We start from the raw sequence: 26,093 nt of genomic DNA, 5'->3' as shown, positions 1-26,093 counted from the left end.
CACTTTCCTCACACGCCGTGGACCAGTCCGAGCACCGCCGCGGCCGCTGCGGCGCATGCCACCCCGGCCGCCACGCGCGCCGCGGCGCCGATGAATGCCGTTGCGCCCAGAGCCCCGGCGGACAGCCAGCCCAGCCAGGCCACCGGCCCCACCGTGGCGCCCCAGGCCAGGACGCACGGGATGCCCGCCGCAGCCAGCAGCAGCGCGCCGGCGCAGCGCAGCAGCCGCTGGCGCGCCAATGGCACCTCCTGCGCGCCCGTCAGCTGCGCATGGTGGCGGTCCATGGCGAAGGCCAGCGCCGCCATGCCCGCATAGGCCGAGGCCAGCGCCAGGAACGAAGCGTGCAGCGGGCTCATGTGCGCACCTCCGCCCCGGCATCGCCCGCCGGCCGTGGCCGCCCGGTTGCCGCGCTGCGGCGCCTCTGCCAGTGCCAGGCTCCGGCCGCTGCCAGCCCTGCCGCCATGCAGAACAGCTCCACGCCCGCGCTCTCCCAGTCGCCGCGCAGCACCTGCGCAGGCAGGTGGTCGCCCATCGACAGCCCGTTCAGCATCGGCAGCGACAGGCACAGCACGGCCAGCAGGCCCAGTTGCGCCCGCCACGCGGCCGCAGGCGCACGCACCAGCGCATGCGCAAGGGCCAGCCCCCAGACGCCGAAGAAAACGGCCAGCTCCCAGTCGCCCCGATGCGCCAGTCCCACGGGCACGAGCCGGTTGGCCCACAGGTAGCCGATGCAGGCCAGGCCCAGGCCCGCGATGGCCGCCACGTTCATGCCCTCGATCAGCCGGTACACGCGCGCCGTTGCAGCGCCGAATTCGCCCAGGTGTTTGCCGCGGCGCTTGACCATGAACAGGATGGCCCCCGTGGCCGCCATCGCGCTGCCTGCCAGACCGCACAGGAAATACAGCCACTTGAGCGCCAGGCCGCCGAACTGCACCATGTGCAGGCCGCCCATCACGGACTGTGCCAGCGAGGCCGTCCCTCCATCCACCCCGCCGGGCAGGCGCACCTGCAGCACCTCGCCCGTCGCGGCCGAGAACATCGCCATGCCGCTGGTGGGGCTCAGGCGCTGGCGCATGCTGTCGCCGCTGTTCCAGCCATAGACGCCGATGCGCGCGGCGGCATCGCCCGGGTGGTCGATGACCACGGCCCGCACGGGCTGGCCGATCAGTGCCTGCCCGCGCTGTGCGAACGGCTCCAGCGCGGGCACTGCCATGGCTTGCCCCGAGGGCCGGGGCTTGCCGGACTCATGGAGCGCGGCGAGGTAGGCCCGCGTGCCCTCGCTGCCAACGCCGAAATGGGCCGCGATGCCCGCGGGCATGAAGGTCATGCCCGACAGGACGATGCCCGTGTAGGCGATCATGAACTGGAACGGCAGCGTCAGCACAGCCACCGTGTTGTGCGCGTCGAGCCAGCTGCGCTGGCCCTTGCGCGCGCGGAAAGTGAAGAAGTCCTTGAAGATGCGCCGGTGCGTGACCACGCCGCTGACCAGCGCCACCAGCATGGCCATGGCTGCGATGCCGACCACCCAGAGCCCGGCCTGCCCGGCATGCAGTTCGTAGTGGAAGTCCACGAAATGGTGGCCGCCCAGGGTGGCGCGCGCGGCGCCCTGGGCGCGCGCGGGCAGCGGCCGGCCCGTGGCAGTGTCCAGGTCGGCCGAGGCGTACTGGCGCTGGTCGTCGAACCAGTACACGCGCAGTTCGCCCGCGCCTTCGGCGTTCGCGGGCCACAGCTCCCACATCCCGGCACCCGGGTGGTGCTGCTCCATGTAGGCCAGCCCCCAGGCAAGGCGCTGCGCGCGGCCCGCGCCCGCGGGCGCCTGGGCTGTCGCGGCCTCCCCGGCGTGGTGCTCGGGCGCCATCCAGTGGGTGATGGCCTCCTCGAACACGGCCAGCGTGCCTGTGAGGAACACCGCGAACAGCAGCCACGAGAACCACAGCCCGCACCAGGTATGCAGCCAGGCCTGGGCCTGGCGAAAGCCCCCTGCCCCGCGCCGGATGCATTTTTCTGCCGGGCCACCGCTCAAGCCCCCCGCGTGTCCAGAGCCCGATCACCGCCGCCAGGCCCGCCAGCGCCGCCGCGAACCCCAGCAGACCCCACCAGACCCGAGCCGGTGAGAGCGGCGAGAACGCCCAGACCACCGCCAGCACATGCAGCGCGAAACTCCACTGCACGCCCACCAGCACGGCCTCGGCGCGCGGGCCGGGCAGCGCCGCTGGCAGGAACACTGCCAGCGCGCTGGCCAGCAGATAGCCGCCGAGCACGGCGGCCAACAGGCGGGAGAGGATGGACAGGCCCGGGAGGGCGGCAGGAAAACGGGTCATGGGGTGGCTGCTCGGGGCTGCGCCCCTCAGGGGCGGCCGGATTTCTCTACGGTCGGGCCGGGCCGAAAACACGGCCCTTCTCCATACATGACAAACGAAAACCCAAAAAGGGCCATCGCAAATGACGCGGCCCCTTGCCAGATGGCTCAGAACGAGCCGCGCAGCGTCAGCATCGCGTTGCGCGGCGCACCATAGAGGTTGTTGCTGAAGGTGCTTCCCAGGGTCTGGTAGTAGGTCTTGTCGAACAGGTTGTTGACGTTCAGCGTCAGCGTCCAGCGCGGGTCGATCCGATACTGCACCATCGCGTTCCACAGCGCATAGCCGTCCTGGGTGAAGTCGAAAGGCACAGACGCCCCGCTGGCAGACAGCGCCGTCCCGCTCACGTAGTGGGTGCTCTGGATGGTGGCGCTGCCTCCCACGCGCCACTGCGATAGCGCACCCGGCAGCGTGTAGGCCGTGGAGAGCTTGAGCAGATGGCGCGGCGTGATGCTGCTGTAGGTCTTCGCGGTGCTGTGGTCCCTGGTGTTGTTGAAGGTATAACCCGCAGCCAGTTGCCAGCCCGGCCGCACCTCCCCGCCCACTTCCATGTCGAACCCGCGGCTCGTCACCTTGCCCTGGGCGATATAGCAGCAATTGCCGCTCCAGCGGTTGTTGGAGGTCTCGTAGTTCGGGTCCACGGCGGCCGAGCCGGTGCGCTCCACGTTGAAGATGCTGAAAGTCGCGTTCAACCGGCCGTCCATCAGTTCACCCTTGAGGCCGGCCTCGTAGCTAGCCCCCTTGACCGGCGGCAGCGGCGTGCCCGGCGGCGGGCCCGCCATGTTCAGCGCCTGCGGGTTGAAGATGGACGCATAGCTGGCATAGGCCGACCATTGGCCACCCAGGTCGTAGATCACGCCGCCATAGGGCGTGACCTTGGTGGGCTCCTTGAAGGGCGTGTCCGACCAGGGTATGCGGTTGCCGCTGGCGTCCATGCTCCAGATCGCCTGCGCGAAGTCGTAGCGGCTGGCCCGCGCGCCCACGATCACGTGCAGCCGGTCGGTGGGGTGCAGGCGCAGCACGCCGTAGCCGCCCACCTGCTTCTGGCCCCAGGGGCCGTAGCGGGTATTGAAATAGGTGTCCGTGGACGGCGTCCAGACGCTGGGGTCGAACGGGTTGCTCGCCACCGTGCCGCTGCCGGGGAAGTTGCCGGTCTGCCAGAAGCTGTCCACGCGCTGCCAGTCCATGCCCACCAGCACCTCGTGCGTGCGGCCCATCAGTCCGAAGGTGCCGCCCAGGCTCAGATCGACCATGTCCTGCGTGTTGCCCGACTGGATATGGCCGCCGCGCCATACCGCGCCGGCCAGCGTCTGCGGATGGATGGCGCCGCCCATGTAGACCCAGTTGCGGTCCAGTTCCGTTTCCACGCGGGAGGCGTTGAGCTTGGCCTTCCAGCCGTTGGAGAAGCGGTGCTCCAGCTGGGCAAAGAACTCTTTGGTCTCGTAGTCGTAGTACGCCCAGGGCTGGGTGAAGTTGGTGCTGCGCGGCAGGCCCAGGCTGCGGCCGTCCGTGTAGCGCGGCAGGCCCGCATAGTCGCCGTTCTCGTGCTGCTTGCCATAGCTGCCGCCCACGGTGAGCAGGGTGTCGGGCGTCAGGTCGGCCTCCAGCACGCCGTACAGCGCGGGCTTTTCGCTGCTGCGCCAGTCCATGTACGAGTCGCCCTTCTGGTAGGACAGCACGGCGCGCCCGCGCACGCTGCCGTCCTCGGCCAGCGGACCGGTGGCGTCCAGCTCCACGCCGCGCCGGCTCCAGGAGCCGGCCGACAGCTCGACCTTGACCTGGCGCTGCGCCAGCGGCTTCTTGCGCACGATGTTGATGATGCCGCCCGGGTCGCCCACCCCGCCCAGCAGGCCCGAAGCGCCGCGCATCACCTCCACCCGGTCGTAGAACGCCATGTTCTGCTGCGGCGAGTAGGTGTAGGCGCCCAGCGCCAGCGGCGCGCCGCCGTCGACCTGCATGCTGGTGACCTGGAAGCCGCGCGAATAGAAGTCGCCCACGGTGTTGGCCACGACGATGCCGGGCGTGAGCTTGAGCGCCTCGGTCACGTCGGTCGCACGCTGGTCGTCGAGCTGCTGGCGCGTCACCACCGACACCGACTGGGGAATCTCGCGGAACGACTGGTCCGTCTTCGACGCGATGCTGGTCACGCGGCTGGTATATGCGCCCGTGCCTTCGGTCGTGCCATCGCCCGCGCGGCGGGCCAGCACGCGCACCTCGGCCAGGGTCTTGCCGCTGGAGTCCGCGGCAGGCTGGACGGTCAGCGTGCCGTCACGCACCTGGCCGTCGAGGCCGCTGCCTGCAAGCAGCGCATCCAGCGCCTGGCGCAGCGGCAGCTCGCCGCGCACGGCGGGCGCCTGGCGCTGGGCCGCCAGGTCAGGTTTGAACACCAGTTGCAGCCCCGCCTGCCGCGCGAACTGGTCCAGCGCGCTGGCCAGCGGCTGCGCGGCGATATCGAAGCGCACGGGCTGCGCCGCCGTCTGGGCCAGGGCGGCGTGCAGCGGCAGGGCCAGGCCCAGGCACAGTGCGGCCCGGGCCAGCGGGGCGCGGCGGAAACGGAAGAAAAGCGAAGGCATGGAATTCGTCCTTGACAGTGAGTGATGGCAAATCCGAAGGGATCACTGCCTAGACGACCGGCCGAGAAAATTCCTGAAAAAAACTACCGCGCCATTGCCACCAGCAGACCGCCATCGGCCTGCTGCCGCACCTGCACCGGCAGCGCACGGGGCAGCGCCCTCACCCAGGCACGGGCCTGCGCGATGCGCACGCGCCCGCTCAGCGGCAGGCGGGCCGCCTCCGGTGTGGCCGCCAGCGTGAACGGCGCATAGCGCGACAGCCGCTGCAGCGCCTCGCCCAGCGTGCTGCCAGCAAAGGCCAGCTCGCCATGGCGCCACAGCGCCGCGTCGCCGGGCGGCGCCTGGGTCTGCGTGACAGTGGCGCCCTCCACCTGCAGGCCCTGGCCCGCGCCCAGTTCGCAGGCCTGGCCGCCCGCGCCAGGCTCCACGCGCACGCGCCCGGACTCCACCTGCACCGTGACGCGCTCCCGGCCATCGGCGCCCGCGGCGACCTCCACGCCGAAGCGCGTGCCCAGCACCGTGACGCGCACGCCGCGCGCCTGCACGGTGAAGGGCCTCCCCGGGTCGCGCGCCACGTCGAAGAACGCGGCTCCGTGCGCCAGCGTCACCGCGCGCCGCACCGCGAAGTAGCGGACTTCGGCGCTGCTCTGGGCGTCGAGCAGCACGCTGGAGCCATCGGGCAGGCCGTGCCGCGCCAACTGGCCGCGCGTGCTGCTCCAATGGGCCTGCCATTGCACATGGGTGTCGCGGTAGAGCTGCCACTGCCGCCAGCCGACGCTGCCTCCCACGCCCATGCCGGCCAGCCCCAGCAAGGCGCCCAGGCTGCGCCGCCGGCCCGCGCGCCGGGTGTCGGCGCTGCCGGGCCGGGTGCCGCGCCAGCGGTGCAGCGCGTCCTCGATGCAGGCCTGGGCCTGGATCAGGTCGCGCTCCACGGTATTGAGCGACACCCCCAGCCGCGCGGCGATCTCGGGCTGGCGCTCGCCGTGCACGCGGTGCGCGACGAAGGCGGCGCGGCCGCGCGCGGGCAGGCCGGCCAGCGCCGCCTCCAGCGCGGCCAGCGCCTGGCGGTACATGACGGAGTCGGCCGCGTCGGGCGCATGGCTGGGCGCCAGCTGCTCGTGCAGGACCGCCGCGTCCAGGTAGCGCCCGTGGCGCTGGCGGCGGCGCTGCGCATCGAGCGCCATGTGCTGCGCCATGACGGCCAGGTAGGCAGCGGCATCGCGCGGTGCCTGGGGCGCTTCACCGTGCCGCTCGGCAGGCAGGCCGCGCGCATGCTCGGCCAGCCTGAGCCAGGTGTCGTGCACCAGGTCGCCGGCCTCCTCGCGGCTGCCCGTGCTGCGCGTGGCCACGCGCAGCAGGTCGGCATAGGCGCGGTCGAAGCCCGCCAGCAGCGCGCGGGTGAAGGAGGCGGACAGTTCCATGGGGCGGCATCATAACCATGGTAAGGAGAATCATTCTCAATATCACCTTGCCACCCGCGGCCTCGCCGTCAGAACGCGCCGCGCAGGGTCAGCGTGGCGTTGCGAGGGGCGCCGTAATAGCTGCCGCCGATAGTGCCGCCGATCGCCGACCAGTAGGTCTTGTCGGTCACGTTGTTGATGTTGAGCGCCGCAGTCCAGTGCGGGTTGATGCGGTAGGACGCGCGCAGGTCCAGCACGGTGTGGCCGGGGTTCTTGACCGTCTCGACATAGGCCCGGCTCTGCGCGGCCACATTCGCACCAACGGTCCAGGCGGACCAATCGCCCGGCAGGTTGTAGCTGGTGGATACGCGCAGCAGGTTGCGTGGTGCATCGCTGGTGAGCGGCGCGCCCGACGAGTCCTTGCTCGTCAGATACGTGTAGCCACCGGCAATCTGCCAGCCGTGTGCGAGTTGGCCCCCGACCTCGGCGTCAAAGCCCTTGCTGCGCACACTGACCGCGCGATAGCAATCACCGGTGGTGATGATCATGCCGCCCGGGCATGACGGCAGCGTGCTGTTGTCGTACAGCGCCATGTTGCGCTTCTTGATGTCGAACACCGCGAAGGCCACGTTGAGCTTGCGATCGAAGAACTCGCCCTTCACGCCGGCTTCGAGGTTGGTGCCGACGGCGGGGTCGAAGCTGCCGCCCGTGGCCGAGAGGTATTGCGACTGCGTCACGAAAGTGTCGGCGTAGCTCGCGTAGACCGACCAATTCGGATCCAGGTCATAGACCAGGCCTGCATAGGGCGTGAGTTGGGCGTCTTCCTGGTAGTCGTTGAGCACCGTGCCAGTGACCAGGTTGTCGGTGCGGGACTGGTACCAGTTGAGCCGGCCGCCCAGGCTCAGGTGCAGGTTCTTGGCCAGCTCCAGGCGGGTGCTAGCGTACAGGCCCGCGGTCTCCACCCGCTGCTGTTGCCGGTTGGCGTAGCTCGCCGGGTTGGCCGGCTCCGGGATCAGCCCATGGTTGAAGTTGAAGATGTCGACGGCAATGCGTTGCGGCACGGTGGTATTGCCGATGAACGTGTCTTGCCGGGACCACATCGCGCCCACCAGGAACTTGTGCGTGCCGCCCAGTGCCTGGAAGCTGCCGGTCAGGTTGGCGTCCAACCCGCTGTAGTCGAGATCACGGCGAGAGAAATACTGGCTCACCGTACTGGCGCCGGTCATGGTCGTGGGGTCGATCGCACCGCGGGCGGTGCTCAGTTTTTGCGTGTAGTCGCTGTTGCCGTGGTTGGCGGTGATCTTGCCCACCCAGGCGCCATCGAACGCATGCGACAGTTCGGCGAAGAAGTCGTCGGTCTGGGCCTTGTGGCGGTTCCAGTTCTGCCCCAGCGAGGTGGAGCGCGGCAGGTTCAGCGAGGCGCCCGTGGTGTAGCTGGGCAGGCCGTAGATGGTGTAGCCCGGCGTGTCCACCGTTTGGTGGCGGTAGCCGCCGGTGAGCCTGGTGCGGCTGCCCAGGTCGGCGTCGATGACGCCATAGAACAAGGGCTCTCGGGTGTGGGCCACGTCATAGAAATAGTCGCGGTCGGTATACGCCGCGACCACGCGGCCGCGTACCGTGCCGGCAGCGTTGATCGGGCCGCCGGTATCGATCTCGGTGCGGTAGTTGTTCCACGAGCCGATGCTTTGCGCGATCTCGAAATGCGCCTCGGCGCGCGGGCGCTTGCGCACCATGTTGACCACGCCGCTCGGGTCGCCGGCGCCCACCGCCAGGGCGCCCGCGCCGCGCAGCACCTCGACGCGGTCGAAGATGGCGGAGTCCATCGGGACCCAGCCCGTCGGGCTGAGCGCGCCGCTGGAGACGCCGTCCATCAGGTAGTTGTCGTCGGGGATGACGAAGCCGCGCATGGTGTAGGTGTGCGAACCGAAGTTGCGCTGCGATTTGCTGGCGCCGGTGGTCTGCACGATCACGTCCTCGATCGCCGTCATGCGCTGGTCGTCCATCTGCTGGCGCGTCACCACCGTCACCGACTGCGGTGTTTCGCGGATCGACTGCTGCATCTTGCCGATGGACAGCGCCCGGGTGGTGTACGAACCGGTCTGCTCGGTGATGGGGCTGGAGACCGCCTCGGCCGTTACCCGCACCTCCGGCAGCGCGGCATCGCCGCCGTAAGGCGCCGTCTGCCGGACCCGGGGCGCCGCGCGCAGCACGTAGCCGCCCTGCGCCTGCGCCGCAGCCTCCAGCCCCGTGCCCCGCAGCAAGGCGTCCAGGCCGCTGCGCGCCGTGTGGCTGCCCTGCACCCCCGGGCTGCGCAGGCGCTGCACCTGGTCCTGGGTGAAGGACAGCAGCAGGCCCGAGTCGCGCCCGAACCGGTTGAGCGCGTCTTCGAGCGGACCGGCGGGAATGCTGTAGCTGCGTGCCGCTTCGGCACCGGAGGATGCGCCGGGCGCCTGGGCATGCAGGCTGCCGCCCAGGCTGGCGCAGGCCAGCGCCAGCACGAGGCTGCGGCAGGCTCGGGCCTGCGGGTAGAGCGGAAAACGGGGGGCTGAAAGAGGGGCCATGGTGGTCAGGAGGAAGGAAGGGCAAGGCGCCTGCGCGCCGGGCGGGCGCGGCGCGGGGCCGCACTCCCCTTCCATGTCCCGCGAGTTGCCAAAACAGCCCACCGCGCGCGCAATTTTTTCGCAACGGCGAGTGCCACTATCAAAAAAGAGAGCTGCTCGCGCTTGCCAGTCAAAGAATCCAATAGGTTTTTGTACTGAAACCCAGGAATAGCAAGCGCGAGCAGCTCTCTTTTTTGCAGAGTCACCGGGGCGCGGCTTCGGCCACCACCTCCTGCCGCCCCCACCAGCGCGCGAGCGTGCGCACCCGCAGCCCGGGCAGGGCACCGAGCGCGGCCAGCACGCGCGGCACGTCGTCGAGCGGGTAGGTGCCTGACACCCGCAGGTGCGCCACCTCGGGCGCGCAGACCAGCCGCGCCGCGCTGTAGGGCTGCAGCGCGGCCAGCAGGTCGGGCAGCGGCAGGCCGCGTGCGACCAGCATGCCCTCGGTCCAGGCCGTGCTGTCCTCGTGCACGGCGGCCGGGGCCGACACGCCCTGCGCCTGCAGCGTGGCCTGCCGGCCCGCGGGCAGCACCAGCGCGCTGGCGGCGGCGTCGCGCGGCGTGAGGCGCACGGCGCCCTCGAACACGCCGACCCACGTATCGCCCCCGGCCAGCGCGCGCACGGCGAAGCGCGTGCCCAGGGCCTGGGCCTCGCCGGCGGCGGTCTGCACGGCGAAGCCGCGCGCGGGCTGGTGGCTGTCGGGCGCGGTGGTGATGAGCACCTCGCCCTCCAGCAGGCGCAGGCGGCGCAATGCGGGGCCGTAGGCGATGTCGAGCGCACTGGCACCGTTGAGCACGAGCTGCGTCCCGTCTTCCAGCACCAGGCGGCGGCGCTCGCCGCGCGCCGTGCGCACGTCGGTCACCCAGGTGCGCCAGGGCGTGCGCTGCTCCAGTTGCCACGCCACGCCCGCGCCGAAGGCCAGCACGGCCAGGGTCTGCGCCACGCGGCGGCGCGCCGGGCCGCGCGGCGCCAGCGCCGCGCGCGCGATGGCCGCCTGCTGCGGCGCGGCCAGGCCCGCCAGCCGTTCGTTGACGGCGGCGATGTGCTGCCAGGCCTGCTCGTGCAGCGCATCGGCCGCGCGCCAGGCCTGCCACGCGCGCCGCAGGGACTCGGGCAGGTCTCCGTCCTGCAGCAGCAGCCACCATTCGACGGCGCGGCGCGCCACCGCGGGCGGCACCGTCACGGCGCCACCGCGAAGTAGCAGCGCATGCCCGCCTGCACCAGGTAGCGCTTGACGGTGGTGAGCGACACGCCGAGCGCGCGGGCGATGTCGGCCTGCTTCATGCCGTCGAGCTGGGCCATCAGGAACGCGCGCCGCACGGGCGCGGGCAGGCCGTCGAGCAGGCGGTCGATTTCGTCCAGCGCCTCCAGCAGCAGCGCGCGCTCCTCGGGCGACAGCGCGGCGGCCTGCGGCGCCTGGGCCAGCGCCTCCAGGTAGGCGCGCTCCAGTTGCTGGCGCCGGTAGTGGTTGGCCACCACGCGCTGCGCCACGGTGGTCAGGAAGGCGCGCGGCTCGCGCGCCTGCACGGGCTCCTCGCGCGCCAGCAGGCGCACGAAGGTGTCGTGCGCCAGGTCGGCCGCCTGGTGCACGTCGCCGAGCTTCTTGCGCAGCCAGCCCTGCAGCCAGCCGTGGTGGTCGGTGTAGAGGGTGGCGATTTCGCGGTGGAGGGGGCTGTGGGCGGAGGGCATGGCGGTTCCCGGCGTGACTGCGGGACTGCTGGCCCACAATAAAACAAGAATCATTCTTATTCTATTGGGACCGCCGGCAGCCCCCGGAACCCGCGGCAGTGCCTACCAGTAGTACTTGAAGCTCAGGGTCGCCTCGCGGTCCACGCCACGGAAGATGCCCGCGTAGTAGGTCTTGTTGAACAGGTTGTTGACGTTCAGCGCGATGCGGTACTGGGGCGTCTCGTAGGCCACGGCCAGATCGGCCAAGGTTACGGCGTCATTGAAGTTGAGGCTGCCGTCGGACGCGACGTTGTAGGGTGAACGTCCCTTGTAGCGCAGGCCGCCCGCGACCATCAGGCCTGGCACTGCGTGCGGACGGTAGTCCAGCCAGACGCTGGCCATGTGGCGTGTGGTTTGCAGGGTCTGACGGCCGATTTCCGCAGCGCACGTGCTCTGCGTGGTGCGCGGATCAAGGTAGGTATAGCTGGCAAGGGCACTGAGCTCGCGTGTCAGGCCTGCACGTCCCTCCAGTTCCACGCCGGTGGATCGCACTTCGCCGGTCTGGATGCTGAAACGCGGGTGGTCCGGGTCCTGCGTGGTCACGTTCGTCTGGCGCAGGTCGAACACCGAGGCCGTGAGCAAGGTGTCGCTGCCTGCGGGCTGGTACTTCACACCCACCTCGTACTGCTTGCCACGGCGCGGTGCGAACGCGCTGCCGTCATAGGCCAGGCCCGTGGTCGGGTCGAAGGACGTGGCGTAGCTGGCGTACGGCGCCCAGCCGCTGTCGAACTGATAGAGCACACCCGCGCTGCCCGTGTTGGCGCTGTCGGACATACGCGGCTGGGTCATGCTGCCTTGCGTGGTGCGGGCCGTGTCGTGGCGCAGGCTCAGCTTGGCGATCCAGCGGTTCCACTGGAACTGATTGAGCGTATAGATGCCCGTCTGGCGCAGGGTGGAACGGCTGTCCTCCAGTTCGGGCATGGCAATGGTCTGGCCGTAGACCGGATGGTTCAGGTCCAGGTTGGGCACGTCCCAGCCAAAACCCAAGCCACCGCGCTCCTTGTAGCGGTTGTGGTCCACGCCCACGACCAGGCGGTGCTGAACCGCGTCCCAGCGCAGATCCTTCTGCGCGCGGCTGTCCACGGCCAGGGTGGTGCCCTTGGTGCGCTGGGCCAGGTTGGCGCGCGAGATGCTGCGGCCGTCGGCCAGCACATCCATGGCGTAGATATGGCGGTAGTCGATGTCGATGGTGGAGTAGCGCAGGTTCTGCGTCAGCTGCCAGCCGCTGTCGGTCTGGTGGCCCAGCTCATAGCCCAACGATTTCGTGTCGCGGTCGAAGCGGTCGAAGGCCGGATCGCCGGCCGTCAGGCGTGCAGGCACGTCCTTGATTTGCGGGTAGGTGAACAGGCTGGGCCACCAGGACTTTGGCGTGCCGCGTTCGCGCGAGTAGCTGCCCAGCACGGTCAATTGGGTCTGGCCTGAGAGCCTCCAGCGCAGCGACGGGGCAACCGAGATACGGTCGTCGCGCGCGCCCACGGTACGGCCATCGCTGTCACGGCCCTTGAGATTGAGGCGGTAGAGCACGTCGCCCGCCTCGTCCAGCGTGCCGCCCAGGTCAGCGGTGAGCTGTGCGCGGTGGTAGCGGCCATAGGTCACGCCCACACTGTTCACATGATCGGCTTCGGGCCGCTTGGACACGACGTTGACCACCCCGCCCGTCCGGCCTTGCCCGAAAAGCACCGAGGCCGGGCCCTTGATCACCTCGATGCTTTCGAGCTCATCGATCTCGTCGTTCAACGAACCATATGTGCCGGCCGCGAACTGGCGCAGGCCGTCCTTGTAATAGGAGCTCCCGTCGCTGAAGCCGCGGATGATGGCGCCGGTCATGCGCACATCGGCGCTGGTGACCTCGGTGGACACGCCGGCCGTATACGACAGTGCTTGCTCGATGCTCTTGGGCGCCTGGGTCTTGAGCTGCTCCTGGCTCACGATGGAGATGGAACGCGGCGTTTCCATCAGCGTGGTGCCCAGCTTGGTGCCCGAGGCACGGCTTTGAGCGGCATACAGACCTTCCGCCGCATCGCGCTGCGAGGTGACGGTGACCGTCGACAAGGTGGCGGTGTTGGCGGCAGCCGCGGATGGCCGCAACGCGGGCGCAGGCGCCAGCACATAGCCGCCCTGCCCTGCTGCGGCCTGCGCCTGCAGGCCGGAGCCGGAGAGCAGCCGCTCCAGCGCCTCGCGCACCGTGTAGCGGCCCTGCAGTCCCGCCGTGCGCTTGCCCTGCACCAGCGCGGGCGGCGCGCTCACGTTCACGCCCGCATCGGCGGAAAAAGCCGTCAGCGCCCCGGCCAGCGGCCCCGGCGGCACCTGGAACTGGCGCTGCGCCGCCGCGGGCGCCTGCACCGCCTGCTGGGCCTGGGCCGCGCCCGGCAGGGCCGTGGCCGCGAGGCCCACGGCCATCAGCACGGCCAGGCCGGCCTGGGCGATGGGATGAAGGGTAAAAGGTGCGCTGGGCTGGGAGGCCATGGTCTGTGTTTCCTTCGGGAAATGCCGGTCGATGAAATTGCTTGCCATCGAACAGGACACGCCCCGAAGCGCAAAGGGGCCAGCGCAGGGCCGTTTTTTCAGCGCTCCGCACCCGCTGGCGCGATCGTGACCCAGTAGCGCGTGCGGTAGAGCACCTGCACGGGCAGCAGGTGCGTGAGGTTGCCGAGCACGGCGCCGGTGTCCCCGAGCTGGAAGGCGCCCGTGATGCGCAGCCCGGCCACGGCCGGGTCGCAGTGCAGCCAGCCGCGCCGGTAGCGCGCCAGCTCCGCCGCGAAGTCGTCCAGCCGCATGTCGTCCACCGCGAGCACGCCGCGCGCCCACTGGCCCGCGCTGGCGGGCGCGGGCTCGGCGGCCGACACCTCCCAGGGGTCGAACCAGGCCTGCTGGCCGGCCTGCAGGCGCTGCACGGCCGCGCCCGCGCGCGGCGCCACCTCCACGGCACCCTGCAGTACGGCCACACGGCTACGTGCGGCCTCCAGCCGCACGGCGAAGCGCGTGCCGATGGCGCGCACGCGGCCCTGCGGTGTCTCCACCGCCAGTGCGCGCGCGGGGGTCTGCGGGTCGGGCGCGGTTTCAACCCAGATTGCCCCCGAGCGCAGGCGCAGCAAGCGCTGGCCGCTATCAAATTCGATATCCACCGCGCTGGCCGTGTCGAGCACGATGCGGCTGCCGTCGGCCAGCCGCCACTCGCTCCGCTCGCCCGTGGCCGTGGCATGCGTGGCCGTCCACTGCGGCGCATGGCGCCAGGCCAGCCAGCCGGCCGGCGCAGCCACCATCAACAGCGCCAGCGCGCGCACGGCCTCGCGGCGGCCGGTGCGGTGCCGGGCGCGGCCCAGCACCGGGGCGCCGAGCGCGGACGGCACGCTGCCGGCCTGCCGGCTCACGGCCAGGGCGCGCTGCCAGGCGCGGGCGTGGTCGGGATCCTGGGCGTACCAAGCCTCGAAGGCCTGCCGGTCCGAGGCGCTGGCTTCGTCCGAATGCAGCAGCACGAACCATTCGGCCGCCTGCAGCGCCACCTGGCGCGACAGCGGCGCGGCGGCATCCGCGGCACTCATGCGGACAGCAGGATGCATTCGGCCATGGCCTGGGCCATGTAGCGCTTGACCGAGCGCAGGCCGATGCCCAGCTCGGCGGCGATGGCCGCATAGGTGAGGCCCTCGACCTGGGACAGGATGAAAACCGCGCGCACCTTGGGCGGCAGGCCGTCGAGCATGGCGTCGATCTCCTGCAGCGCCTGCAGCACCAGCATCTGCTGCTCGGGCGACGGCGCCCGGGGCTCGGGCAGCGCGGCGAGCGCCTGCAGGTAAGCCTGTTCCAGCGACTGGCGGCGCAGGTGGTTGAGCAGCAGCCGACGCGCCACCGTGGCCAGGTAGGCGCGCGGCTCCCGCAGCGGGGCATCGGCCGGCGCGGCGGGCGCGGTGAGCAGGCGCACGAAGGTGTCTTGCGCTAGGTCGGCCACATCGCCGGCATGGTTCAGCCGGCGGCGCAGCCAGCCCTGCAGCCAGCTATGGTGATCAATGTAGAGAATGGCGACTGCGCGGTGCAGGGAAGGTTCGACGGTGGACATGGGCGGCCGATGCACAAACGCGCGCAGCGGAACAATACAAATAAGAATCGATCTCATTGTAGTGATGCACGTTCACCGTCATCGCCCGTTCTGTGCCTCAGAACCAGCCACGCAGCGTCAACAGTACGTTGCGGGGTTCGCCGTAATAGTTGCCCAAGGCAGAGCTGCCTACCGTCCGGTAGTACCACTTGTCAAATAGATTGCTGACATTGAGCGTCAACGTCCAGCGCGGATCGAAGCGATATTCGGCCATGAGATTCCAGACTGCATAGCCGCCCTGGGTTAGGCGAACGGTGCCGAAGCGCGCCGCTCCAGTTCTGCGCGGCGGCATTCCAGGTGGCAGCCGTGCCTGTCACATACTGCTTGCTGTTGATCGTGGCGCCGCCGCCGATCTTCCAGGCCGAGGCCTCGCCAGGCAATTGCCAAGCACCGAAGAACTTCAACGAGTGTTTTGGCGTAATGGTGCTGAATACTGCGTTCTCGGTCTTGTTGCGGTTGTGGTTGTAGGTGTAGCCGGCATACAAGTTCACACCCTGTGCGACTTCGCCGTTGATCTCCACGTCCAAGCCTTGACTCACCACCTCGCCAGAGTTGACGTAACAGCACGCACCGGCGAACAGCGTTTCGCTAGCCGGGTAGCGACTGTCTCGTACCGCACGATCCTTCTGAACCACGCGGTATAGCGCGAAGGACGTGTTGAGCCGGCCATTCAGCAGTTCGCCTTTCACACCCACTTCAGTAATGCTCCCATGCATTGGCTTAGAGCCGCTAACAAAAGGCTGGCAGAGTACGAGCGCAGATGACGCAACAGGCGAGGCTAAGCAGGGCGACATGAGTCTGGCAGTGCGCTCGAAGCGAATGCGCAACTTGCCGAAGGCCGCCAGCCAGGCGTGCGTGCGCTCCACTACCCAGCGATGACGCCCGAGCCGGTCATTGCGCTCGACGCCCCGGCGAGCGATGCGGCTTTGGATGCCTCTTTGCCTGAAGTCGTAGCCCTTGTCGGCGTGCAGCTTGTCGGGCCGGCTGCGCGGTCGGCCGCGCTTGCCCGCGACGCGAGGGATGGCGTCCACGAGTTCCTCCAACACCACCGAGTCATGCCGGTTGGCGCCCGTGACGCAGAACCTCAGTGGGATACCCTGCCGGTCCGTGACGAGGTGGCGCTTGCTGCCGAGCTTGCCCCTGTCGGTCGGTTGGGCCCCGTGTACGATCCCCCCGGAGTTGGACACACTGGCCCCGTCCAGGCTGACCCGACTGAAGTCCAGCCGGCCGGCACCTCGCAATTCGGCCAGCAACAGCAGATGCAGTTGGTGCCACACCCCTGCGGCCTGCCACTCTCGCAGCCGGCGCCAGCACGTCATGCCGCTGCCAAAGCCCAGTTCTTGAGGCAGATACTCCCAGGGTGTGCCCGTGCGCAACACGAACAAGATGCCGTTGAGCGCGAGTTCATTGCTCAGCCGGGGACGGCCTCCGCGTGGCGACTTCGAGACATCCGGCAGCAGAGGCTGTATCCCCGACCACAGCGCTGCGCTCACTTCCTTCTTGACTGCCATCCGCCTCAACAATTCTTGAACTGGGGCGAATGATAGGTTTCGTTAGCGGATCTTAGAGCCCGTTCAAAGTCTTTTGAGCAGTAGAGCCAAGAACGCCAAGTGGATGAACTGCAGGCTGGTGTTGAGCCGTCTCTCGCAGTTCTTCCACAACTGCCTGTTCTTCTCCAGCCACGGGAAGCTGCGCTCGACCACCCTGCGCTGGGGCATCACCTTGAACGTATGCAGTTCACTGCGCCTGGCAATTTGCACGCTGACGTGTCCGCCCAGAATGTCTTGGACGCCCTGGGCGAACGGTTTACCCACATAGCCGCTGTCACACAGCAGACCTTGCACCCGGCCCAAAGCAGGTATGCAGCGCTGCAGTGCCTGTAGCGCCCCTTTGCGATCTGTCACTTCTGCCGTGGTCACCTCAATGGCATGCGGCAGCCCTTGGGTGTCCACTGCAATGTGGCGCTTGATGCCCGAGACCTTCTTGCCCGCGTCATAGCCCTTCGAAGCCGCCGTGTCCGTGTTCTTCACGCTCTGCGCGTCCATTATCAAGAACGCGCTTGAGGCGTTGCGCCCCAGTCTCTCGCGGGCCACGCCAACCTGATTTTTTTAAGGCCTGCTCCAGCAAGCTACCGCCTTCGCGCGGCTCGCTCAAGATGGCAAAGTACGCATGCACCATGCGCCACTTGGGAAAATCCTCGGGAAGCATGCGCCACTGGCAACCGCTTCTGAGCAGGTACAGCACTGCACAGAACACCTCGTAAAGTTCCACTCTGCGCGGCGCAGTCTTCCTGCGCGCGCTCTCCAAGAGTGGCTTGATGGTCTCGAATTGTTCGCGACTGATGTCGCTCGGATAGTTCTTTCTCACTCCCCGAGATTCTCACGCCCTCGGGGAGACTTTGAACAGGCTCTCAGCGCATAGCACGCATCTTCACGCCTAGCCTGCGCCAGCCGATCACCACACCAGTCAGGCTGAGAATCGTGCCCCCCAGACTCAGGACGATCAGCACGCTGTCCCACAGCGGACGGCGCTCCAGCAAAGGCAGCCAGTCCCAACTGTGCAGCATGGCAAACAGCCAGCGGCTGACGCGCCGGCTGCTGTCTGTGCGGCCCAGCACGGCGCCTGTGTGGGGATCGACGTGAACCCAGGTGGCATGCGCGTCATCGAAGACCACCCGCAGGATGGGCAGCGGCTTGTCGGCGCCCCCGGTCATCGTGTGCGCCTCGCGTGCGTAGTAGTAGAGGTCGTAGGCCGCCAGCGCCTCGATGCGTGCGACCGCATCGGGCAGCAGCCGTGCCGCGGCCACCCTCAGCGCTTCGGGGTCGAAGGCGCGGGCCAACGCGGTATGGCTGTCGAGCAACGTGGGCCTGCCGATGGCGCCCTGGGCGAGCACCGTGGTCTGGCCCAGCGTGCGCACCCAGCGCAGCTCACGCACCGCGCCGCCGGTCGCAGCCAGCAGCGCCTGCGGCGCGGCGTCCTGCGCCGTGACCACCAGTGGGCCCCCCTGCAGCGCTTCGGTGCGCAGTGGCCGCGCCCCGTTGTCGAAAACGCGCCAGGGGTTCATCGACATCAGCCCGCTGAAGATCCAGGTGATGGTCACGAGCGCGAACAGCAGCCCCGAGATGTGATGCCAGCGCATCATGCGCCCCTGGTAGGGTGAGCGCGAACCACTGCGATAGGGCTGCGTGAAGCGCCAGCGCAGCACGCCGACGATGGTGCCGGTCAGCGCCATCGCGATGCCGAGGATCGACAGCCAGTTCACGATGTCGGCCCAGTAGCGGTCGAAAGCATTGCCCCGGAATGGGTACAGCCAGTGGATCCAGGCACCGGCGTAGTTCCACAGCCGCTCGGCACGGGGCGCATCACGCACCACTTCTCCGGTGCGGCTCGACACATAGAGTAGCGTGGCATCCGCATCGGCCAGTTGCACGCGGTGCAGCGGCCGATGTGCATCAAGGCCCCGGGAGTGGGTGAAGGCGTCCTCGCCGACCGTGCCCCGGTAGTCCAGCCCCACCCCGGGGCCGGCATAGCTCGCGGCGCTCGCCAGCGCGAGCGGCGCATCGACAGCCTGCAGGCGGGCACCGCTGCGAGCGTCGATCGTGACCACGCCGCTGCCCGGCGATACCCTGCGCATGCCCGCGGCGGAGCCAGCCCCCAGCGGCACCGCGAGGTAGACCGCGCGGCCGCCGCTGGACGCGGACAGCCGCAGTTCCTTGAGCGGCCCGGCGACGCCGGCCGCGTCCAGCGCCTCGCGCGGCGCCATGAGCCCGCTGCCCGTGCCCAGCGGCAGCAGATGCTGCAGCCGCTCGGTCTCCGTGAGCTTGGGATAGCCCACGTACATCATGACCACGCCCGAGACGAACCACATCGCGAAGAAGGCGCAGGCGACGATGCCCAGCCAGCGGTGGATCAGGAACAGCCAGCGCTTCGCGTGGGTTCGCATCGCCGCGCTCCTAGAAGGCCACGCGCACGCTAACGTCGGCCGTGCGCGGCGCGCCCAGATAGGCCATCGTGCTTGTCAGGTTGGCCGCATAGCGCTTGTCCGTGGCGTTGCGGATGCGGCCGACGAGGGAGACGTTGCGGTTGACCCGATAGCTCAGACCGAGATCAATCAACGTGTAGGCCGGCCAGCGCAGGGTATTGGCCGCATCCGCATAGACCTTGCCGACATGGCGCACGCCCACGCTGGCCTGCAGCGCCGGGGTGAATGCGTAGGACATCCAGAGATTCGCCACCGTGGAGGGGGTATTGGCCGGTGTCCTGCCGGCCAGCGACACGCCGCCCTGCTGGTAGTTCTCATAGCGGGCATCGACATAGGTCACGTTGCCCTGGATCGCCCACTGCCGGGTAGGCTGCAGGCCGACCGACAGTTCCATCCCCTGGGACGACTGTTCGCCCACCAGCACCGTGAGCGCGCTGTTGTTCGGATCCTGGGTGGCGATGTTCTTGCGCGTGATGCGGTAGGCCGCCAGCGTGGCCGTGCCTTTGCCCTGCCAGAAGTCCAGCTTGGTGCCGACCTCAACCTGCCGGCCCGTCGTCAGTTCACTGTTGTTGCGCACGTCCGCGAATGATGCAGTGGACAGGACGCCCGAAGGAGGATCGGCGGCCGTTGCATATTGGGCATAGACATTGGCGCCCGGCGCAATGTCCCAGACTAGGCCGATGCGGCCGGTGGTCGGGTGGTAACGGCGCTGGAAGCTCGCGGGATTGGCAGCCGTGACTTCACGCCGGTTGGTCAAATCCAGGTCGATGCGCTCGTGCCGCAGCGCGGTGATCAGGTTCAGCGTGGGCAAGAGGGCCGTGCGATTCTCCAGATACAGAGCGGTGGTCGTGACCTTGTTGTCCCGGTCGGGTCGGAAGCCCGGCGTCATGCCCGGAATGTTGAAAAAATTCTCGGTGACGAAGCGGTACGGATTGACTGTGCTGACCGTGCCCGAGAGGCTGTTGGGAAACCGAGTCTGCTTGTTGACGCTCACGTCCAGCCCGAAAGCCCAATCGCTGCGGCGCCCCGCGATCTGACCTTGGTATGTGCCCTCGATCCGGTCGCCAATGACGTTCTGATCGTGCCGCTGCAGCAAGGTGCTGGAGCGGATGACCGCAGTGTTGGTGGCATCGAAGCGGTAGTTCTCCACGTTGCGGTAGTCGCGCAAGGCGTCGTAGACGTAGAAGGTGTTCTTCAGTTGCAGGGCGTCGGACACGCGCCAGTCGGCAATCGAGCGCAGCCACTGCACACGCTGCGCGTAAATGCCATCGGCACTGTTGTAGTTTTTGAAGCGCGTCGCATCGTCGATACGCAGTGTCCCGGCGATGGGGTTGAGCAAGGGCGTTCCCCAGTAGGGACGATCCACCTTCTCGTCCTGGAACTCATAGGCCAGGGTATGGGTGAAGCCGCGCCCCAGGACCGACAGCAGCGAGGTCGCGAACTGCGTCGATCGCGTGCCGGTGCCCTCGGTCCAACTGTCGGCGTCGCGGTGGTTCAGGTCGATGCGGGCATAGTGGTCCGCGCTGCCCGTGCCATCGCCGGCGATGCGCCGGTTCAGCCCGACGGAGGCCTCCTTCAGGCCACGGGTGCCCAGGCGCACCTGGGCCTCGGAAATGTCGTAGCGTTCGGCGAGCTTGGTGATGTAGTTGATCGTGCCGCCCACGCCGCCGGCGCCATAGAGAAAGCTGGACGCACCGCCGACGGCCTCGACGCGGTCGTAGATCCAACTGTCCACCGGCCGTGCGGCGATGGTGTACTGCACGTTGATGCCGTTGAAGAGCTGGCTCAGCGAAGCACCGCTGAAACCCCGGTAGCTCACGCCGATGTTGCCGGGCGCGTTGTGGGCGGTGACGCCGGGAATCGCACGCAGGACCTCCTGCGTATCCTGCGCCCCCCGGGCCTCGATGGTGGCTCGGTCCACCACCGTGACCGTGGCAGGTGTCTCGCGCGGTGTCAGGCCGAGCCGGCTGGCCGTGCTGGACGGCGTGTCGAGGTTCAGCCTGCCGTTGGCCTCGGGCGTGGAATCCGTGACGACCACGGTGGGCAGCGTGGCCGGCTCGGACTGTGCACGAACTGCCGCAGGCACGACGCCCAGTGCAACCCACAGGCTTTTGACGAGAAGCCGGTGGCGAAATGCGTAGCTTGAAGGGAATGGAGAGGAGTGCGCGCTCGGGCGCGCCGGGATACTGAAAGTGAAGGCGAAAAAGTTCATGGACGACTCCTGTCGCTGCCCCACGAGGCAGGCAGCACATGGGACGGCGCTGCGCGCTCATGCGCAGGCCGGGCGGTTCAAGCAGAGGTCGTCGATGGCGGCGCGCGTGGCAGCGCCGGGGGCCAGGGAGGATCGGGAGATACGGCGCGCTTTGCCGGTGGCAGCGGCGGCGCATGGACTGCGCTGGGAAGCACCGGTATCTGGACGTCGGCCGGCGCCAGCCCCAGACTGGCATGCAAACGGCAATAGGGGCAGTCGGTGGACAGAAACGCCGAAGGGGCGGATTGACTGTCCTGGGGCGCGGATGCGCCATCGTCCTGGTCGAGCTGAACGAACTTGGTGCCCAGACTGGTGCATATCTGTACCCAGCCGCTCTCGGAGGGGCTCAGGGCCTGCACGAGCGGCCCCGCTAACCATCCCCAGAGCAGCGCGAGCACGACCAGCCGGACGCAGCGGATGCGCCACGAAGGACAGCGGAGTGCCGAAGGCCGCTTGTGCATGCGCTGCGCGTTGATGGCCGGTGAATACCGCTGGGTCGATGCAGGTTGCGAAACCGGTCAGTGCTTGTGGCCGCCGTGCATCGCGGGCGCCGCGTTGCTGTTGAGCGGGCGCACGGGCGCTTTGACCTCCACGGTCTCGCGCTGGCCGTCCTTGCCCTCGAATACCAGTGTCAATGGCACCGTGTCACCCTCTTTCACGGGCTGGGTCAGGTTCATGAACATGATGTGGTAGCCGCCGGGTTTGAGGTCTACCGTTTTGCCTGCGGGCAGTTCGATGGCGGGCACCTGGCGCATCCTCATCACGTTGTCCTGCATCGCCATCTCGTGCACCTCGACGTTGGGGGCGAGGGGCGAGCTGGCCGAGACGAGCCGGCTGCCCTTGGCGGATTGCAGTTGCATGAAGGCGCCAGTGGCTTTTTGCTGCGGCACGGTAGCGCGCACCCAGGCGTCCTTGACGGTGACTTGGGCCTGGGCTGTAGCCGCGAGCATGGCGATGGCGACGATGGTGGTGCGAATGGCGAGTTGCATGGTGATCTCCTGGGTGATGGTGGAAATGCGGGTCAAGCCGAGTGCAGAAGCTGGCGCAGATCGTCTGCGTACTCCTGCGCGCTCTGTTCGTGGCGCAGCACGAGACGCAATCGTCCTGATGGGTCGTAGACGTAGCTGAGCGCCGAGTGGTCCAGGGTGTAGGAGTTGCCGGTGGGCACTTTCTTGAAATACACCTTGAAGTGCTGGGCGGTCTCGGCGGTGCGTGGCGCGTCGGCGTGCAGGCCTATGAAGCTGGGATCGAAGGCCGCGGTGTAAGCCTTGAGCACTTCGGGCTTGTCACGCTCAGGATCGAGGGTGACGAACAGCACCTGCAGGCGCTCGCCGTCGGCACCAAGCAGGCGCTTGACCTCGGCGGCACGCGCCAGGGCAGTCGGACACACGTCGGGGCACTGGGTGAAGCCAAAGAACATCAGCACAGCCTTGCCCTTGAAGTCCGCCAGCGTGCGCTTGCGCCCCTCGGGGTCGTTCAGCCGGAAGTCGGAGCCGTAATCGGCGCCGGTGACGTCGATGCCATGAAAAGCTGCGGCGGGCTTGCGGCATCCGGCCACGGCCAGCAGCCAGGCCAATACGCCGCATATGGCGTAGCGCCGATGCCGGGAATGGGTGTCCATGCGTGTCTGCTCCTCGTTGGGGTGGTGATCGTTGCCTTGGCCGCTTGCAGGCGGGTGCGCAGCGGGCATGCGGGCGTGCCCATGCCGCGACGGCAGCGCTTGCTGCCAGGCGTGTGAACGTCAGCCGTCCGAGCCCGTGCTGCCGTGCAGCGACCGATGTTCGGTCGGCGGTCCGGCCGTGCATGGCACGGCGGGGCCGCGCTCAGGTGCGGCAGCCTGCCCGAACGGGCCAGGCCGGCGCGTCGGATCAGGTGAGAGACGGAGGCCCGCGTGGGGGCAGAGGCGCGCCCACGAGCGCGGCGATGTGGGCCGAGACAAGGGGCTTGAGGGCGTGTGCCAGGGGCTGGGGCATGTCCAGCGCAACGCTGACCATCGGCACGGGGGCGCCGGCAGGAAGACACAGGGAGCAGTCGAGCGTGTGCTGGTTGGCCTGCACCGGCTCGCCATCGGCGTCGGTGTAGACGATCTTCACGCCGCCGCCGGCGGAGCACACCACTTCCATCGTCTTGGGATGGACGAGGGGCGACGCAGCCGCGACACCCAGCATCAACACGAACCACGCCAGGATCAGGCGGACAAGCATTGAGGAGGTGCGCAGCGCGTGCATACTGGCATTATCCGTGAATCAGGCCACGAGACGGGTTTCGCAGGCGTCACCCACGACGGGCCTCATGGCTGCTTCACGTTGGTCGAGACGCCGATGGGTGTCGCAGGCGCAGCGTGCGCGGCGTCGTGTGCGCGCCGGTACACGGCCCCCCAGGCCAGTCCGGCCAAGGCCGCCACCAGCGACCCGGCCAGCACGCCCAGCTTGGCCGCGCCCAGCAGGGCCTCGCTGTCGAACGCGAGCATGGCGATGAAGATGGACATGGTGAAGCCCACGCCCGCCAGCAGGCCGATGAGGACGATGCCGCCCCAGGTCACGCCGGGCGGCAGCCGGCACCAGCCCAGGCGCACCATGAGCCAGCTCACGCCGACCACGCCCAGCGGCTTGCCCAGCACCAGCGCCAGCGCGACGCCGGCCATCACCCACTGTGGGCCGGGCGCGGACAGGTCGATGCCGCCCATGCTCACGCCCGCATTCGCCAGCGCGAACAGCGGCATGATGCCGAACGCCACCCAGGGGTGCAGTGCCGTCTGCACGCGCACCACGGGCGGCAGCAGTTCGCGCTGGGCCAGCCGCAGTTGCCGGAGGGGCACGGCCAGGTGGTGCGCCTCCTTCGCGTCATCGTGGTCGCGCAGTTTCTGAGCCGCGTGCGCCACCATGTCCAGCGGGCGCTCGCGCGTGGGCCGTGACAGCACCGGCGTCAGCATGCCGAGCACGACGCCGGCCAGCGTCGGGTGCGCGCCGGTCATCAGCAGGCCGATCCAGACGATGGCGCCGGGCAGTACATAGGCGAAGGCGGAGCCGACGCCCATGCGCTGGAAGCCCAGTACCACGAGGATGCCCATCGCGGCGACGAGAAAGCCCGACAGGTCCAGCCCTCCCGAATAGAACAGCGCGATGATGAGCACCGCGATGATGTCGTCGATGATGGCCAGCGCCAGCAGGAAGACGCGCACGTTGGAAGGAATGCTCCGGCCCAGCAGCGCCAGCACGCCCACGGCGAAGGCAATGTCGGTGGCCGTGGGCACGGCCCAGCCTTGCAGCCGCGACGGGTCGGTGTTCAAGGCGGCGTAGATCAGCGCGGGCACGGCCACGCCGCCCAGCGCCGCCATGATCGGCAGGCTGGCCTGGCGCAGATTGCTCAAGGCGCCTTCGTGGATTTCGCGGCGGATTTCCATGCCGACGACCAGGAAGAACACGGTCATCAGGCCATCGTTGATGAGGAAGTGCAGCGATTGGGAGAACGTGAAGCCGCCGATGCCGAGCGACACCGGCAGGTGCCAGAGCGCGTGGTAGCTGTGGGCGAGCGGTGAATTGGCCCAGATCAGCGCCACGGCGGCGGCGATCAGCAGCACGATGCCGCTAGCGGCTTCGATGTGCAGGAAACGGTCGAAGGTGGCGAAGGCGCGTTCGGCCAGAAGTTGGGCGCGCGGCAGATCCTGCCGTGGGGTGTGGCGGTGCATGGTCGTCAGAACTCCGCGTGGCGGCCCGACCGACGCATGAACCTGTCCCGCTGCGGCATGCAGCTAACACCCGGCCCGTATTCTACAGAGCGACAGCACGAAATTCAGGCCGGCAGCGCCCCAACTACCGCATCCTGACGAGGCAAGGCGGCCGGCGACGCGCGCAGCGCGATATCCAGCTTGAAGACGCCGGCAGCCCGCACCAGTTCCTGCGCTTAGCTACGCAAGCTGGATGCTGCTGCAGACTTTGGACGCAACCTCGACAGGTTCTGACAGATCGTTTCCTGAAGAAAAATCGCCCCGTCCGGCACAAAGCCGGACGGGGCGATTGCTATTCAAACGGAGGATTCGCCCTATTTCGACCGGGACCGAATCAACCGCCCCGCACCATCTGCATGATCTTCGCGGTATTCAACCCCCGCGCCATCTCCTGCATTTGCGGCAGGTATTGCACCTGCAGTTGACGACCATCGGCCATGACGTGCTGGTAGGCATCACGCAGCATTTGCGTGCCCAGCGCGCGTCCACCCGCGTAATACTGGTTGGCCACATGGCCCAGTGCGTAAGTGGCAGCGAAGCTCATGCCAATGCTTACGGCCTGGCGTCCCAGTCCACCCAACAGACCCTTGCCCGCCTTGCCCAGCAGGCCGCCGAGCAGTTTGCGCCCGGCCTCTTCCAGGTACTGGGAGGTCAGCCCTACGCCCAGGGCCGCCAACAGGTCCTTGATGTGGCCGCGGTCCAGTTCGTAGCCGTAGCTCTGGCCGGTTTGGTAGACCATCCGCATCTGCAGCGGAATGATGGCCAGCGTGGACAGGTTCTCAGGCAGCAATTCGATGGCACCGTTGAGAATCGCCGCATGGAGGATCTTGCGGTCCATGTCGGCGGCAGACAACGTACCGGTGCGGCGCTGTGCCGTGGTGCCAGGCAGCGCATCGACGACAGCAGGATGCGGGGCCGGCAGGCCTGCCTGCTCCATCTCCGGCGTGGCTGCGGCGGCAGTCTGCAAGGGGGCGCAGGCCAATGCCTCGGCCTGCGCAGCAAACGCCGTAGGCTCTTGCCCCAGGGCTTCGTTCAGCTGGACAAGAAAGGCCTGCTCCTGCGCGCTGACTTGGCCGTCGGCCTCGCATACGCACACGGCCATTTCATAGGCCAGCAGGCGTGCCTCTGCGCTGGCCAGTTGCGGAAGCACGTCGGCCAGTTGGACGCGGCGCACCAGCACGTCCTGGTACAAGCTTGGCAAGTTGACCTGCTGGTCCTGCGCCAGGCCTTGCGCCACCTGGCGGATCTGCTCGCGCTCGCGGTCATGCTTGGCACCGTCCGCATACGAGGCCAGCAGGCAAACGGTAAGGATGGCGCGGATTTCTTCGGTGCTCATCAGGTTCCTCCTCGAAATGGACGGCCAGCCGATTCGTGGCCGCCAC

General features: G+C 68.5%; 21 protein-coding genes and 2 pseudogenes. All 23 read right to left on the bottom strand.

The genetic code is table 11. From position 1 onward, the window contains the following. Positions 1 to 8: 8 nt before the first annotated feature. On the bottom strand, positions 9 to 356 hold the full coding sequence (locus AAG689_RS05315; RefSeq protein WP_406625039.1) for a DUF3325 domain-containing protein: 348 nt from the start codon (positions 354 to 356) through the stop codon (positions 9 to 11). Beyond that, positions 353 to 2,016 (bottom strand): annotated as a pseudogene (locus AAG689_RS05310) (PepSY-associated TM helix domain-containing protein). The gene AAG689_RS05315 and the pseudogene AAG689_RS05310 overlap by 4 nt, the downstream one beginning before the upstream one ends. An 8-nt stretch (positions 2,017 to 2,024) precedes the next feature. Next, positions 2,025 to 2,321: pseudogene (locus AAG689_RS05305) on the bottom strand (hypothetical protein); the annotation flags it as partial. Positions 2,322 to 2,467: 146 nt separating this feature from the next. Next, positions 2,468 to 4,930: a TonB-dependent siderophore receptor gene (locus AAG689_RS05300; protein WP_406625038.1), complete on the bottom strand. Its 2,463-nt coding sequence runs from the start codon at positions 4,928 to 4,930 to the stop codon at positions 2,468 to 2,470. Positions 4,931 to 5,013: 83 nt separating this feature from the next. Further along, on the bottom strand, positions 5,014 to 6,351 hold the full coding sequence (locus AAG689_RS05295; protein WP_406625037.1) for a sigma-70 family RNA polymerase sigma factor: 1,338 nt from the start codon (positions 6,349 to 6,351) through the stop codon (positions 5,014 to 5,016). 68 nt (positions 6,352 to 6,419) lie between these two features. After that, entirely contained in the window at positions 6,420 to 8,891 is a 2,472-nt protein-coding gene (locus AAG689_RS05290; RefSeq protein ID WP_406625036.1) for a TonB-dependent siderophore receptor, read from the bottom strand. A gap of 241 nt (positions 8,892 to 9,132) precedes the next feature. Further along, entirely contained in the window at positions 9,133 to 10,113 is a 981-nt protein-coding gene (locus AAG689_RS05285; protein ID WP_406625035.1) for a FecR family protein, read from the bottom strand. Next, entirely contained in the window at positions 10,110 to 10,619 is a 510-nt protein-coding gene (locus tag AAG689_RS05280; RefSeq protein ID WP_406625034.1) for a sigma-70 family RNA polymerase sigma factor, read from the bottom strand. Before AAG689_RS05280 ends, AAG689_RS05285 begins: the two co-directional genes overlap by 4 nt. Before the next feature lie 102 nt (positions 10,620 to 10,721). Next, positions 10,722 to 13,124 (bottom strand): TonB-dependent siderophore receptor, encoded by a 2,403-nt coding sequence (locus AAG689_RS05275; protein ID WP_406625033.1) that lies wholly within the window; start codon positions 13,122 to 13,124, stop codon positions 10,722 to 10,724. Between the two features lie 98 nt (positions 13,125 to 13,222). Then, positions 13,223 to 14,200 (bottom strand): FecR domain-containing protein, encoded by a 978-nt coding sequence (locus AAG689_RS05270; RefSeq protein WP_406625032.1) that lies wholly within the window; start codon positions 14,198 to 14,200, stop codon positions 13,223 to 13,225. Then, entirely contained in the window at positions 14,197 to 14,712 is a 516-nt protein-coding gene (locus AAG689_RS05265; protein WP_406625031.1) for a sigma-70 family RNA polymerase sigma factor, read from the bottom strand. The genes AAG689_RS05270 and AAG689_RS05265 overlap by 4 nt, the downstream gene beginning before the upstream one ends. 97 nt (positions 14,713 to 14,809) lie before the next feature. Further along, positions 14,810 to 14,965 (bottom strand): hypothetical protein, encoded by a 156-nt coding sequence (locus tag AAG689_RS05260; RefSeq protein WP_406625030.1) that lies wholly within the window; start codon positions 14,963 to 14,965, stop codon positions 14,810 to 14,812. After that, a complete protein-coding gene (locus AAG689_RS05255) occupies positions 14,904 to 15,467 on the bottom strand; it encodes a TonB-dependent receptor domain-containing protein (RefSeq protein WP_406625029.1) in 564 nt (187 codons plus the stop codon). Before AAG689_RS05255 ends, AAG689_RS05260 begins: the two co-directional genes overlap by 62 nt. 13 nt (positions 15,468 to 15,480) lie before the next feature. Beyond that, a protein-coding gene (locus tag AAG689_RS05250) for an IS5 family transposase (protein WP_406625028.1) occupies positions 15,481 to 16,262 on the bottom strand; the annotation gives its coding sequence in 2 pieces (ribosomal slippage) (positions 15,481 to 15,557 and positions 15,557 to 16,262; 783 coding nt in all). A 63-nt stretch (positions 16,263 to 16,325) separates the two neighbouring features. Beyond that, positions 16,326 to 17,118 (bottom strand): IS5 family transposase gene (locus AAG689_RS05245; RefSeq protein WP_406625027.1). Its coding sequence is split into 2 segments (ribosomal slippage): positions 16,326 to 16,860 and positions 16,859 to 17,118, totalling 795 coding nucleotides; the frame shifts between segments, so codons are not numbered across the junction. A 43-nt stretch (positions 17,119 to 17,161) separates the two neighbouring features. Then, complete coding sequence (locus tag AAG689_RS05240) at positions 17,162 to 18,694, bottom strand: PepSY domain-containing protein (protein WP_406625026.1); 1,533 nt, start codon at positions 18,692 to 18,694, stop codon at positions 17,162 to 17,164. Between the two features lie 10 nt (positions 18,695 to 18,704). Further along, entirely contained in the window at positions 18,705 to 20,945 is a 2,241-nt protein-coding gene (locus AAG689_RS05235; RefSeq protein ID WP_406625025.1) for a TonB-dependent receptor, read from the bottom strand. Between the two features lie 77 nt (positions 20,946 to 21,022). After that, positions 21,023 to 21,445: a DUF2946 domain-containing protein gene (locus AAG689_RS05230; protein ID WP_406625024.1), complete on the bottom strand. Its 423-nt coding sequence runs from the start codon at positions 21,443 to 21,445 to the stop codon at positions 21,023 to 21,025. Positions 21,446 to 21,502: 57 nt separating this feature from the next. Next, positions 21,503 to 21,973, bottom strand: coding sequence for a copper chaperone PCu(A)C (locus AAG689_RS05225; RefSeq protein ID WP_406625023.1), 471 nt, complete (start codon positions 21,971 to 21,973; stop codon positions 21,503 to 21,505). A 32-nt stretch (positions 21,974 to 22,005) separates the two neighbouring features. Further along, the gene (locus tag AAG689_RS05220) at positions 22,006 to 22,605 is read right to left on the bottom strand and encodes an SCO family protein (RefSeq protein WP_406625022.1); all 600 of its coding nucleotides are present in this window, start codon (positions 22,603 to 22,605) and stop codon (positions 22,006 to 22,008) included. A 247-nt stretch (positions 22,606 to 22,852) separates the two neighbouring features. Then, a complete protein-coding gene (locus tag AAG689_RS05215) occupies positions 22,853 to 23,212 on the bottom strand; it encodes a DUF2946 family protein (protein WP_406625021.1) in 360 nt (119 codons plus the stop codon). Between the two features lie 62 nt (positions 23,213 to 23,274). After that, positions 23,275 to 24,672, bottom strand: a complete 1,398-nt coding sequence (nhaA, locus tag AAG689_RS05210; RefSeq protein ID WP_406625020.1) for a Na+/H+ antiporter NhaA — start codon at positions 24,670 to 24,672, stop codon at positions 23,275 to 23,277. Between the two features lie 373 nt (positions 24,673 to 25,045). Further along, positions 25,046 to 26,047 carry a YcjF family protein gene (locus AAG689_RS05205; protein ID WP_406625019.1) on the bottom strand — a complete coding sequence of 334 codons (1,002 nt, stop codon included), beginning with the start codon at positions 26,045 to 26,047 and terminating at the stop codon, positions 25,046 to 25,048. Between the last annotated feature and the right edge of the window lie 46 nt (positions 26,048 to 26,093).

Source organism: Acidovorax sp. SDU_ACID1, from assembly GCF_045291395.1.
In the GTDB taxonomy this organism is placed as follows: domain Bacteria; phylum Pseudomonadota; class Gammaproteobacteria; order Burkholderiales; family Burkholderiaceae_C; genus MR-S7.
The sequence above is the reverse complement of the archived record's forward strand: the minus strand, read 5'-3'. Positions and strand labels throughout refer to the sequence as shown.

What these genes read in the sequence shown, in the direction of transcription:
- AAG689_RS05295 (WP_406625037.1), bottom strand. Translation starts at nt 6,351, where the DNA reads ATGGAACTGTCCGCCTCCTTCACCCGCGCGCTGCTGGCGGGCTTCGAC.
- nhaA (WP_406625020.1), bottom strand. Translation starts at nt 24,672, where the DNA reads ATGCACCGCCACACCCCACGGCAGGATCTGCCGCGCGCCCAACTTCTG.
- AAG689_RS05260 (WP_406625030.1), bottom strand. Translation starts at nt 14,965, where the DNA reads ATGGCCGAATATCGCTTCGATCCGCGCTGGACGTTGACGCTCAATGTC.
- AAG689_RS05225 (WP_406625023.1), bottom strand. Translation starts at nt 21,973, where the DNA reads ATGCAACTCGCCATTCGCACCACCATCGTCGCCATCGCCATGCTCGCG.
- AAG689_RS05265 (WP_406625031.1), bottom strand. Translation starts at nt 14,712, where the DNA reads ATGTCCACCGTCGAACCTTCCCTGCACCGCGCAGTCGCCATTCTCTAC.
- AAG689_RS05205 (WP_406625019.1), bottom strand. Translation starts at nt 26,047, where the DNA reads ATGAGCACCGAAGAAATCCGCGCCATCCTTACCGTTTGCCTGCTGGCC.
- AAG689_RS05290 (WP_406625036.1), bottom strand. Translation starts at nt 8,891, where the DNA reads ATGGCCCCTCTTTCAGCCCCCCGTTTTCCGCTCTACCCGCAGGCCCGA.
- AAG689_RS05270 (WP_406625032.1), bottom strand. Translation starts at nt 14,200, where the DNA reads ATGAGTGCCGCGGATGCCGCCGCGCCGCTGTCGCGCCAGGTGGCGCTG.
- AAG689_RS05230 (WP_406625024.1), bottom strand. Translation starts at nt 21,445, where the DNA reads ATGCACAAGCGGCCTTCGGCACTCCGCTGTCCTTCGTGGCGCATCCGC.
- AAG689_RS05215 (WP_406625021.1), bottom strand. Translation starts at nt 23,212, where the DNA reads ATGCACGCGCTGCGCACCTCCTCAATGCTTGTCCGCCTGATCCTGGCG.
- AAG689_RS05255 (WP_406625029.1), bottom strand. Translation starts at nt 15,467, where the DNA reads ATGCATGGGAGCATTACTGAAGTGGGTGTGAAAGGCGAACTGCTGAAT.
- AAG689_RS05300 (WP_406625038.1), bottom strand. Translation starts at nt 4,930, where the DNA reads ATGCCTTCGCTTTTCTTCCGTTTCCGCCGCGCCCCGCTGGCCCGGGCC.
- AAG689_RS05240 (WP_406625026.1), bottom strand. Translation starts at nt 18,694, where the DNA reads ATGCGAACCCACGCGAAGCGCTGGCTGTTCCTGATCCACCGCTGGCTG.
- AAG689_RS05275 (WP_406625033.1), bottom strand. Translation starts at nt 13,124, where the DNA reads ATGGCCTCCCAGCCCAGCGCACCTTTTACCCTTCATCCCATCGCCCAG.
- AAG689_RS05235 (WP_406625025.1), bottom strand. Translation starts at nt 20,945, where the DNA reads ATGAACTTTTTCGCCTTCACTTTCAGTATCCCGGCGCGCCCGAGCGCG.
- AAG689_RS05315 (WP_406625039.1), bottom strand. Translation starts at nt 356, where the DNA reads ATGAGCCCGCTGCACGCTTCGTTCCTGGCGCTGGCCTCGGCCTATGCG.
- AAG689_RS05220 (WP_406625022.1), bottom strand. Translation starts at nt 22,605, where the DNA reads ATGGACACCCATTCCCGGCATCGGCGCTACGCCATATGCGGCGTATTG.
- AAG689_RS05280 (WP_406625034.1), bottom strand. Translation starts at nt 10,619, where the DNA reads ATGCCCTCCGCCCACAGCCCCCTCCACCGCGAAATCGCCACCCTCTAC.